Annotated in this window: 7 protein-coding genes and 2 pseudogenes; 4 read left to right on the forward strand and 5 right to left on the reverse strand. The window is 66.8% G+C overall.

Features of this window, described 5'->3' with window-relative positions; translation table 11 throughout:
* Window positions 1-137 precede the first annotated feature (137 nt).
* Window positions 138-3,434 (reverse strand): protein kinase domain-containing protein, encoded by a 3,297-nt coding sequence (locus MLGJGCBP_RS33375; protein ID WP_160101063.1) that lies wholly within the window; start codon window positions 3,432-3,434, stop codon window positions 138-140.
* 276 nt (window positions 3,435-3,710) lie between these two features.
* Window positions 3,711-3,936, reverse strand: a pseudogene (locus MLGJGCBP_RS33380) (integrase core domain-containing protein); the annotation flags it as partial.
* 1,237 nt (window positions 3,937-5,173) lie between these two features.
* Between MLGJGCBP_RS33380 and MLGJGCBP_RS33385 the strand changes: the two are divergent.
* Entirely contained in the window at window positions 5,174-6,271 is a 1,098-nt protein-coding gene (locus tag MLGJGCBP_RS33385) for a hypothetical protein (RefSeq protein ID WP_160101065.1), read from the forward strand.
* The gene (locus MLGJGCBP_RS33390) at window positions 6,249-7,076 is read left to right on the forward strand and encodes a hypothetical protein (RefSeq protein ID WP_160101067.1); all 828 of its coding nucleotides are present in this window, start codon (window positions 6,249-6,251) and stop codon (window positions 7,074-7,076) included. Before MLGJGCBP_RS33385 ends, MLGJGCBP_RS33390 begins: the two co-directional genes overlap by 23 nt.
* A 305-nt stretch (window positions 7,077-7,381) precedes the next feature.
* Here MLGJGCBP_RS33390 and MLGJGCBP_RS33395 read toward each other — a convergent pair whose 3' ends face one another.
* Complete coding sequence (locus MLGJGCBP_RS33395) at window positions 7,382-8,203, reverse strand: cyclase family protein (protein ID WP_160101069.1); 822 nt, start codon at window positions 8,201-8,203, stop codon at window positions 7,382-7,384.
* A pseudogene (locus tag MLGJGCBP_RS54415) lies at window positions 8,203-9,179 on the reverse strand (integrase catalytic domain-containing protein); the annotation flags it as partial. The gene MLGJGCBP_RS33395 and the pseudogene MLGJGCBP_RS54415, both read right to left, overlap by 1 nt.
* Before the next feature lie 175 nt (window positions 9,180-9,354).
* Between MLGJGCBP_RS54415 and MLGJGCBP_RS33405 the strand changes: the two are divergent.
* Together MLGJGCBP_RS33405 and MLGJGCBP_RS33410 are read left to right on the forward strand one after the other, a co-directional pair.
* Window positions 9,355-10,065 (forward strand): hypothetical protein, encoded by a 711-nt coding sequence (locus tag MLGJGCBP_RS33405; protein ID WP_160101071.1) that lies wholly within the window; start codon window positions 9,355-9,357, stop codon window positions 10,063-10,065.
* A complete protein-coding gene (locus tag MLGJGCBP_RS33410) occupies window positions 10,065-10,721 on the forward strand; it encodes an RES family NAD+ phosphorylase (protein ID WP_160101073.1) in 657 nt (218 codons plus the stop codon). The genes MLGJGCBP_RS33405 and MLGJGCBP_RS33410 overlap by 1 nt, the downstream gene beginning before the upstream one ends.
* Window positions 10,722-11,001: 280 nt before the next feature.
* Here the strand turns inward: MLGJGCBP_RS33410 and MLGJGCBP_RS52205 are convergent.
* The coding region (locus MLGJGCBP_RS52205) for a hypothetical protein (RefSeq protein WP_236581510.1) at window positions 11,002-11,281 on the reverse strand (280 nt) is incomplete at its 5' end.

Raw genomic sequence — 11,281 nt, forward strand, 5'->3', positions numbered from 1 at the left:
TTTGGTCGCGGTCACCGGCGAGCCGTACGGAGCCGAAGGCCTCGTGCCCGTGGCAGTATCGGCCGAACATGCTGCGGGACAGCAAAGTCCAGCGTCTTCGCCCGCACCACCACGCCAGAGGGGAGGTGTCATATTGATCAGCTGTGCCGGTGAGGCGCGTCATGTGTCTGCTCGACGACCCAGGCCGCGACCTGCGCCCGGGAGGTGAACCCGAGCTTGGTCAGGATGTGCTCCACGTGTCCCTGGGCGGTCCGTTCGGCGATCACCAGCTTGGCGGCGATCGCCCTGTTGGTCATGCCCTCGGCGATCAACCCGGCAACCTCGCGCTCCCGCTTGGTCAGGCTCACCTCCGTACCGGTCGCCGGAGCCGGTGCCGGCGGGGGTTGCTCACCGAGGGCGTAGGCGATGGCCGCGTCAAAATCCAATTGCAGGCCCCGGCGGTGGGCCGCCTCGAATGCCTTTTCGCCGAGTGCCTGACGCGCCTTCTGCTCGCATTCGTTGTGGTGGTCGAGCAGGGTGGGGTACACGACCGCGACGGTGCCCACCGACCGCCCCAGTTCCTCCGCGGACCCGAGCAGGACCGCCGTCCGGGGCGCGTCGCGCAGTTCGCAGGCGACCCAGGCCAGCGCCTCGAGACAGGACCCGGCGATGCGCGGGAAGTTGGCTTGCCTGGTCAGCTGCAGCGCCTGTTCGAGTAACCGCACCGCACGAGCAGTGTCACCCTGCTGCCACACGGCAACGCCCATGGCCCACAGCGAGTACGACCGGTGCATCGCTTCGCCGCATGCTTCAGTGATCGCGAGCACCTGCTCGTGGTATTCGATCGCGCGCTGCGTCTGGCCGCGCAGTTCGTAGGCCACGCCCAGCATGCTGCGAGCACCGGTCTGGAGTACGCGGTTATCGCCCGCGTCGACTACTGGGAGGGCGCCTTCGAAGTGCGCGCACGCTCTCGCGAGATCCCGGTCGTAGAGAGCCAGGATCGCGTCGGCGTAGTCGACGAATGCGGCCATCATGGGGTCGCCGGTCTGCGTGGCGAGCATCCGCCCTTCTTCGATCAGCGCGGCACCCGCCGGAAGATCCCCCTGAACTTCGGCTAGCACACTGGCCGCGTACAACGCCTTGACTCTGTCGAGGGTCGGTGTGCCGCCCTCGGTGACCAGGAACCGGCCGAGCCAGCGCCGTCCCTCGCTGAAGAGGCCTTGGGAAAGCCAGAACAGGAACAGCGCGGCGGCGGTGCGCAGCCCCGCTGCAGGGTCGTCGGACACACAGAACTCCAGCGCCTCCCGGATGTTCGGCTGCTCCCGGCGCAGGCGGGAGATCAACTCGAGCTGGTGGGCGCTGATCCAGTCGGCCTCCGCGTCGACCGCCAACCCCTGGTACCAGTCCTGGTGCCGGCGTCGCAGGGGCAGGTACTCGCCGGTCTGCTCGAGTTTCTCACGGCCGTACTCGCGCACCGTCTCGAGCATCCGGAATCGCACCACCGCCCCGGACTCCTCCCGGATCAGGATCGACTTGTCCACCAGGGAGGTCACCGCGTCGTCCAGCTCGACCGCGGTCAGATCCGCGCCACACACCTGCTCGGCGGCATCGAGTTCGAAGCTGCCCGCGAACACCGACAATCGCCCCCACACGAGTTGTTCCCGGACGGTACACAGCTCGAAACTCCAGTCGATCGACAGCCGGAGGGTCTGCTGCCGCGACGGCGCGTCCCGGCTGCCGCGGGTGAGCAGGGCGTAGCGGTCGGTGAGCCGCCCAAGGATCTGCTGGGGCGACATCGCCCGCAATCGGGCTGCTGCGAGCTCGATCGGCAACGGCAGCCCGTCCAGCCGCTGGCAGATCCGCGTCACCGCGTCCTTGGTGTCCTCGGTGAGCGCGAAACCGGGAACCGCGGCGGCGCCGCGTTCGGTGAACAACGTCACCGCGTCGTAGCTGGGCAGCCCCCGCAGCGACGGCCGGCGGTCCGGGTCGGGGACGGCCAGCGGTGGCACCCGCAGCACTGCCTCCCCGCCGATGCCGAGGGGTTCGCGGCTGGTGGCCAGGACCCGCAACCCGGGGCAGGCCCGCAGCAGGGTCTCGGTCAGCTCCGCGACCGCGTCCACCACCTGTTCACAGTTGTCGAGCACCAGCAGCAACTTCCGTTCGGTCAGGAATTCCACCAGCACCGCGCGCAGCGACGTCGCGGCGTGGTCCCGCAACCCCAGGGCTCCGGCCACCGCATCCACCAGCAACGACCCCTCGTGCAGCTCACCCAGCGCGACCAGCCACACCCCGTCCGGGTAGTCGCGACGCACAGTCTCCGCGACCCGCAGCGCCAGCCGGGTCTTACCCACACCCCCGATCCCGGCCAACGTCCCCAGCCGGGACCCGGCCAGCATGTTCTTCGCCTCGGTCAGCTCATGGCGACGGCCGACGAAACTGGTCAATTCCAGCGGAAGGTTCCCCTTCGCACCCCCGCCGCCTTGAGGGGACGGTTCTGTGGATCGGCGCTGACCGCCAGACGAATGCTGCCCCATGCTTTCCGACGCACCATGGACTGTTTGCAGGGCCATCTCGGAGACCGGAAGCCCGCGCTCGCGTTGGATCCGGCGCAACTGCTCACCGAAGTCCGCGGCGGTGGCCGGCCGCTCCCCGGGGTCGCGGGACATCGCGCGGGCGATCGCGGCCGACACGTCGCCGTCGAGGCCGTGCCCGCGCAGATCGGGCACCGGCTGGGTGGTGATCCGCAGGAACTGCGCCACCACCTGCTCACCACTGCGCCGTTCGAACGCGGCATGCCCGGTCAGGGCACTGAACAACGTGGCGCCGAGGCTGTAGATATCCGAGGCCGGGGTCGGCGGATCGCCCTCGAGCACCTCCGGGGCGGTGTACGCCGGTGACCCGATGACGGTGCCGGTGGCGGTCTCGAAGCCCCCGGCGATGTGCGCGATACCGAAATCGGTCAGTGCAGGTTCGCCATAGTCGGTGAGCAGGATGTTGCCGGGCTTGACGTCGCGGTGCAGGATGCCGAGCCGGTGCACCGTCTCGACCGCACCGGACACCCGCACCCCCAGCCGCAGTGCCTCATCCAACAACAGCGGACCCACTCGCCGGATCCGTGTGTCGAGGGAGTCCTGCGGGTGATACGGCATCACGATGAAGGGCAGCCCGCCCGCGGTTTCGCCGACATGCAAGACGTTCACGATGTTCGGATGACCGGTCAGCCGGCCCATCGTCTTCTGTTCCCGGAAGAACCGGACCCGGTTCTCCTCGTCGAGTGCAACGGTGAGCACCTTTACCGCCACGATCCGATCCAGCGCAATCTGGGTGCACCGGTAGACCACCCCGAATCCACCGTGCCCGATCTCCTGGGCATCTTCGAAACCAGCCGCACACAAGTCCGCAACGACCGCGGTAGCCGCGTCGCGCTGGGTGCCGAAGGGATCATTCTCAGCCATCGTATCGAGTGCTCGGATCCGTCGTCCCACGATGCAGCGAACCCCGACGACACGACCAGCGGAACCACATCATGCCAGACCTTTCAAAAACGTGTCCTCAGGGTATCGCTGCCCGCGATTCATACCGATAAACTCCAGGGATCGCGGCCAAAATGGTGGCCCCCGGAGGTGGTAGCGCCACCCGGGTTGTTCCGTCCATGACAGCGATCCCCATGTGGCCACGGTGTCGGGTAAATCCCGCGACTGAGGTTGCCCCTCGGGAGTGGACACCGGATTTCATGCGGCGATTGACAGCGTAGACGACGCGATCAGCCGTTGTTCGAACTCGGCTGGTGTGAGGTAGCCGAGGGCGGAGTGAACGGCGACGCCGATTGAAGTACGAGAGCCAGTCGAACAGCTCCAGCCGTGCCTGCGACTTCGACGTCTAGCTGCGTCCGTGCAGCCATTCCCTCTTGAGGCCTTGGAAGAACGTCTCGGCGAGAGCATTGTCGTAACTTTGACCGGCTAATCGCAGCACAGTTCTCAGCGCTCGAGGTCGGAATGGTTCATCGCCGTTGCAGTGAACCACCTCCAGCCGGCCACGCGCGGGCGTCAACATCACGACATCCCGAAACTGAGTAACTGTCTAGATAAGATGCCCGACAACAGCATCCATCCAGACGTCCGTTGTCGCGCGATGTGTGAACGGAAAGGCTGGCAACACACCGTCCTCGGGTGAGGCATGTCGGGGTCAACGCCGAGGAACCCAACGGATTGCCCGGGACGCCTGGTTCCCAAAGCGACTATGGTCCGTCACGCCCACACGGACCAGACTGCCCATCAGCGGTATTGGGCCCACGAGCAGTCGTCGACCTGCTCGCCAGCCTGCTTACATGGCCGGCGTGCCCGAGACGATTACCCGACATCGACGGTCGCTGCGCCCGGATCTGGACGCAGCTTGAGTTGGTCCGTCATATGACCAGTCGTAGTCCTACTCTCCTCGCAGTACAAGTACCACACCTGTGTGCGAGTCGCTTCTGACGTGCGCATATGTCCCGATTAGCCGGTTAACCTCGATTTTCGGTGGGTGGTTTCCGGGTCGAGTGGTCGCCGCGCCGTGTGTCGGAGGCTGTGGATCGCATGGGTTTCCGGGTGGCCGCCGGGTAAACCTCAGGCGATCTATCGGAATGCAGACCCGGCTGCCGCTTCCACGGTTTCCCGGCACGGTCCGGCCGCCGCACCAGGACGCTCTTCTGGTTACGACACGCCGGTACTTTCGATCCCCAGCTCGTACACCATCTTCATGGACGCAACCGTTCGGTGTTCGGCGGACCGCGATCTCGAGTCGGACACTCGAGCCACCATCAGCCGCCGGCGCGGTCAACACCAGGTCGTCGACCGTCGTCGCAGGTGACTGTTGAAAGTCCACCCGTACCGGCGCACGGTCCCCCAACTCCGTTTCGACGCCACCGGTCAGCAACCGAGTCAGGTAGTGAGCCCCCAAGCGGTGTTCCAACCGGACACCGCCACCGCCAGTCGAATACGGACTTGCAGACTTCTTGACCGGCACTGATCCGTCCGACATCGACCGCCTCCGAAATCACGCAATTCTTAGATTCCGGTGAACACCGGAACATGATCATAACCCGAACGTCGGGACTGCGGTCAGAGGTCCTCGGCGTCGATTGTTCGGAAAACTACGGCAGTCCGCATTGCAACGGAATGCTATATTAAAGCGAACACAGGAGAGGGGTGCTGCGATGTCCGCGACAACGAACGAGCGAGCCATCCTCCGCCAATGCACCCAGTTACTCCAAGGCCTCGCACCGGAAGACTGGAATGCCCGGTCCGAGGCAAACACCGCCCACAACCGGAACGAGCCGAGCGCTGACGGGCAACTCTGGATCACCACACCGGACGGCGATACCGCCAGCTTCCTGGTCGAGGTGAAGCAGGTACTGAATCGGCGCGATATCGGCGTCGTGGCCCGCCGCCTCGGCACCGTCACCGACGACACCCCCGCCCAGGGACTGGTGATGGCCCGCTACATCTCCCCTCCCCTGCAAGAACTCCTGCGTGAGCTGAATTTGTCGTACATCGATACGACGGGCAACGTGATGGTCACCGCACGGCGGCCGGCGCTGGTCCTTCGCGACCGGGGCGCGGCCCAGGACCCGTTCCGGGGTCCGGGCCGGCCTAGGGCGACGCTCAAGGGTGAGCCCGCCGCCAGGCTCGTCCGCACCCTGGTCCGAGAAAACGGGCCGTGGTCGGCGCGCGAACTCGTCGCACAGGCGGGGGTCTCCACCGGTGCGACCTACCGCGTCCTGGAACTCCTGCAGGAAGAGGAGCTGGTCACCAGGACCGCCGACAAGAGGTTCGAGGTCACCGACTGGCCGCAGCTGCTCCGCCGGTGGAGCCGGGACTACAGTTTCGTCGACAACACCCAGACGTATCAGTTCATCGACCCCCGCGGTGTCCCATCACTGCTGAAAAAGCTTGCGAAAGAACAGAACCCGAGCTTCCGGTACGCGGTCACCGGATCCGTCGCCGCGGCCGAGTGGGCACCGTACGCGCCGGCGCGGGCCGCGTTCATCTACACCGAGAATCTGGACGAAGCGGCCAGGAAGTGGCGCCTGCACCCGGTCGACCCCGACACCGCGGAAGCGGCGAACGTGATTCTCGGAGAACCGGAATACTCGGTCGTCTTCGACAACACCTCCCAGGCCAGGGACGGGTACACGATCGCGGCGATCGAGCAGGTCGCCGTCGACCTGCTGTCCGGTCCCGGACGCAACCCGGCCGAAGGCGAAGAACTCATAGAATGGATGCAGGCCCATGAATCAGCCTGGCGGCGATAACCTCCTCGTCGAAGCCCGCAGCGCACTCCTCGACGCCCTGCACGCCCTCGATGATCACCGCGACGCGCTGATCGTGATCGGCGCGCAGGCGGTGTACCTGCGCAGCGGAGCCGCCGTCGTCGCGTTGGCCGAGTCGACGAAGGACAGCGACCTCGCCGTCAACCCCCGCGACCTGAGAGACGACCCGCACCTCGAGGACGCCCTGACCGGTGCCGGGTTCTACCTGAACACCAACGGGCAGCCCGGCGCATGGCTCAACAGGCAGGGCATCCCCGTCGACCTGATGGTCCCCTCCGCCCTGTCCAACCGGACCAGCACCGCCGGTCGCTCACCGCGGCTGCCCCCGCACGCCAAGAACGCGATGCGGATCGCCACCGGCCTCGAAGGCTGCGTCGTCGACAACACCGTCATGGCCATCACCGCCCTCGACAACGCCGATTACCGCGTCTACGACGTCCGGGTCGCCGGCACCGCCGCGCTCCTGGTCGCCAAAATCCACAAGATCCACGAACGCCTCGGCACCCCGGGACGCCTGCAGAACAAGGACGCCCACGACATCTACCGGATGCTCGTCGCCTCCGAGCCCGACGAGTTGGCCGGCGCGTTCCGGCGACTCCTCGCCGACCCGATCAGCGCCACCACCACCGAACACGCCCTCGCGTGGTTACCCGAGCTGTTCGGCAACGCTTCCGCGACCGGGGCCGAGATGGCCGGCAGGGCCGAAGAGGGCATCGGTAACCCTGCCCAGGTGTCGATCAATGCCGCGCTGCTGGCCACCGAGCTGATGGATACCCTCGCCGGTTAATGCTCGGTTGGTGCGGGCCCGACACGGGTCGTTGCCATTGATACTCGGACGGCGACCTCGCGCCGAGCCGAGGCCGTCGGCAGGCAACGGATCGAGTTGTGGCGCGGTGGTCCGATGTTCCGTGTGCGCTACGCGAGTACCACGACTCCCCGGCTATGGGTGGACGATCGGCCACGTAGGCAGGTGAAAGTATTCGGCAGCCACACGATTGGTCCCATAGAATTTCAAAGGTGATGAACATCAAGACATTCGAGCTGTTGCGCGGTGTTGCGCACAGTTGCGACGTCGATGCGCACCGGTGCGCATCAGTTGCGGCGTAGTTGCGCACCATGACGGGCGGCGTTGGGTTGATTTTGGGCGTCGATGATGGCGACGGCCCGGGTCCAGCCGGCGGATCCGGCGTGGACTTTCACGGGGAAGCAGGACACCTGGAACCCGGTGGAGGGTAAGTCTTCGAGATTGTGGAGTTTTTCGATGTGGCAGTATCCGATCTGCCGTCCGGCCTTGTGGCCCTCCCAGATCACGGAGCTGTCATGCTCGCGGGCGTAGCGGTCGGCGGTGTAGGTGAAGGGTGCATCCCAGCTCCAGGCGTCGGTCCCGGTCAGCCGTACGCCTTGTTCGAGCAGGTGCACGGTGGCGTCGTGCCCGATGCCGCAGCCTTTCGACACGTAGTCGTCGTGCCCGTACCGGGTGCCGGCGGAGGTGTTGACCACGACGATCTCGAGTGGGCTGAGGGTGTGACCGATGCGGTCGAGCTCGGTGTCGATGTCGTCGGGGGTGACGACGTAGCCGTCGTCGAGGTGGCGGAAGTCGAGTTTCACGGCGGGCTGCAGGCACCAGTCCAGGGGAACTTCGTCGATGGTGATCGCGCGCTCACCGCGGTTCATCGTCGAGGCGTAGTGGTACGGCGCGTCGAGGTGGGTGCCGCTGTGGGTGGTCATCGAGACGCGTTCGATCGCCCATCCCTCGCCGTCGGGTAGGTCTGCTCGGGTGGCGCCGGGGAAGAAGGCGAGCAGGTCGTCGACGGTGTCCTGGTGGGTGAGGTAGTCGATCTGGGGAAGCAATCCTGGTGGGTCGGAGGCGATTCCGGTTTTCAGTGGTACGGAGATGTCGTCTTTCTTGATCACCTCGCGCCGTTCCGCACCTTGGAGATCAATTTCTGCTGCGGGCCTAAGTAGTTCGTCAACTGCGATTGCAACACCCAGATCGTGTTGAGTAACACCAATTCTGCGGGTGAGTCGTACCGGAGGTAGCCGACGATGGTGCGCACGACCGCCCAGTTCTTCTGCTCGACATGAGCGCCGTCGTTGGAGTTCCCCGGCCGCGACCGGGTGAAGGTGATCTGCCGTTTCTCGCACCAGTCGAGCAGATGATGATTGATGAACTCGCTGCCGTTGTCCGAGTCGACCCCGAGCAGTGGGAACGGCAGGATGCTCGCGATCTCCTCCAGCGCGGTGACCACCCATTTGCGGGCATTGTTGGGCACCGAACGGTTCACGGCCGCGCCGGTGGCTATGTCGGTGACCGTCAGTGTGTACCAGTGTTCGCCGATCGCGTTGCCACCCTCGTGTCCGACCAGGTCGATCTCGGGCGTTGCCGGGCACGACATCGTCCCATTGCGCCCAGGTGCGGATCGGGATATGCGACTTGAGCAAGGTGCCGGGTTTGGTGTGCGAACGGCCCCGCAGGACGTGCTTCTTGCGTTCGGGCGCCAGCCGTCGGTCGATGGTGGCCGCGGACATGCCCACCAGCAACACTGCGGTGGCGTCGTCGATGTCGAGTTCACCGAACGTCCGCAGGATGGGCACCAGGTCGGGCAGCGCCGGTGCCAGCCGCTTGCCGGCCCGGCATTCCCAGCACCGCCCAGCAGAAGATCAACGCCGCAACAACGTTCGGTCCGTATATCGGTGGGCGTGCTGTCCGGGGACGTACCACCTTCGGGGTCAACGCTGCCCGCGAGGCCTTGCGGGCGTGGTCGCGATGCCAGCCGGTCGTGGCGCACAGCTCGTCGAGGATCCTCGCCTTGCCCGGCTTATCGGCGCGCTTGTAGCGGGTCGCGATCGCCGTGGTGACGGCTCTGCGTTCGGCCATGGTCAGTCCCATCCTCCGGCCCTACCCTCGACCACACACCGACGTTGGTCGACACGCCGCGACGCGGGCATTCTCACGTGAGGCAACGAAGGGGTTTACGCGGGCATTTTGGATGAGTCAACGCGCCTTCTCGCCGCAACGAAAGCAACAGTGTAAGATATCGGTGCAAACGTAGCAAGGAGTGCTCATGTCGACCCACCGATCGATCTCTCCGCGGCGGCACCACAAGCTCGCCGGCTACCGGCTGCGCCGAGACACCGCCACCGGCCGCTACACCCGCACCGGCGACCGCCCGCACGCCGCACCGTCGCCGGACGAACGGCGTTTGTCGGATCTGTCGACCCCCGAACTGATCGACGTCGTCGCCTCCGAACTCGCCGCCCGCCCCGAGATGCACCTGGTCCGCAATCAGGTCACCGCGCTGCTGGCGATGGCACCGACCCTGACCGACCGCACCCAGGCCGCCCGCATCGGGGCCGACCTCGTCGACGACGCCATCACCCAGGCCGACCTCGAGCAGGCCGCCCGCCGGCACATCCTCGACCACCCGATGCTCACCGCCGGCCAGGTCGCCGCCGTCCTGCACCGGCCCGCCGCCGATCGCACCGTCGCCTCGAGGCTCCGCACCACCGGCAAGGTCGTCGCCCTCCCCGTCGGCAACGGCTACCGTTACCCGGCGTTCCAGTTCGACGAGCCCACCGCCTCGGTCCGCGGCGCCGTCGCCGCGATCAACACGGCCCTCGGTGCGGCCACCGACCCGTGGGGGGTGGCGTCGTGGTGGCTGAGCCCCTCCACCCGCCTGCCCGAGGGGCAGACCCCGGCCGATCTCGCGGTCGACCCGAACCCCGCAGCCGACCGGAAGCTCGAGCGGCTCGCCTCCGAGGTGCTGCCCGGCTGATGCCGAATATCGAACCACCGGCCGGAGGGTTACTCCGGCCGGCGCACCGGACCGTGCTGGCTGCGGGAACAGTGGTGTGGCGGGTGCACAGCAGCCGCCGCGCCCCGCATGCCCCGAACCCAACCGCGCAGCCCGACGAGCTCGCCGGTGGCCGGTTCGACTCTCTCGACGGCAGCTACGCCTACCTCTACATCGCCGACAGCCCCGACGGTGCGGTCGCCGAAAGCATCTGCCGGGACCTCCCGTTGGACCCTTCGATCGCCCGGATCGTGCCCGCCAGCGCGGTGGCCGGCCGCACCCTCACCGCTCTCACCGTCACCCGCACCCTCACCGTCGCCGCACTCCACGGACCGCACCTCTCGGCGGTCGGACAAGACCTCTGGCTCACCAAGTGCGAAGCCCGGCACTATGTCACCACCCGCCGGTGGGCGCACGCCATCCGCGCCGCCGACCCCGACATCGACGGGCTCGCCTACCGGGCCCGGCACAACGAGGACACCCTCGCCTGGGTCCTGACGTCCGATCCGGCGATCACGCCCCACCCCGCCCTGGCCGCCGACCCCACCACGACCCCGCTGCCCCTCGACCACGGCCCCGGCCGCGACCTCGTCGCCCGGATCATCGCCGACCACAGCGCCATCCTCTCCCCCACCTGAACCGCACCAGCATCAACACCCTCCGACACATGACGCCGACGGGTGGCGCGTACCGTCCGCGCGACCATTCAGGCGCGCGTTCTTTGCGCGAGGGCCAACTGATCGGCCAGGGAAATCGGTGGCCGCACCCACCTCTACGAGCGATGGAAGTGCCCTTTCCTGTCGACCCCGAGCCGGGATGACGGCATCCGCCTCGACACCGAGGGTAGGGGAATCCCCGTGCCGCGGCAGCTGCTCACCAGCCCGCACTACCTGATACCTCTCGGCGGAGGAACCGAGTTCACCATTCCCACAACGGTCCTGCCCCGACTGTCGAGGCCCAGACGACCTCGGCGCCGAGCCAACTCGGCCACAGCAGGTCGGCCCCCAGCATCGGAACACCCTGCACGCGCACCGCTTTCGCCCCCACCGACCGAGCCACAACGATCCACATCCGGGCGTAGGCCTCGCAACGAAGAGTCAGGCCACCCAGCACACGGCGGAGGAGTCCGAAAAATTGTGCGATGGCATGGATCACATTCCCTGGATTTCCACGCTGCGGCTCACCAAAATCACTACTG

The organism is Rhodococcus sp. T7 (assembly GCF_009872365.1).
In the GTDB taxonomy this organism is placed as follows: Bacteria; Actinomycetota; Actinomycetes; order Mycobacteriales; family Mycobacteriaceae; genus Rhodococcus_F.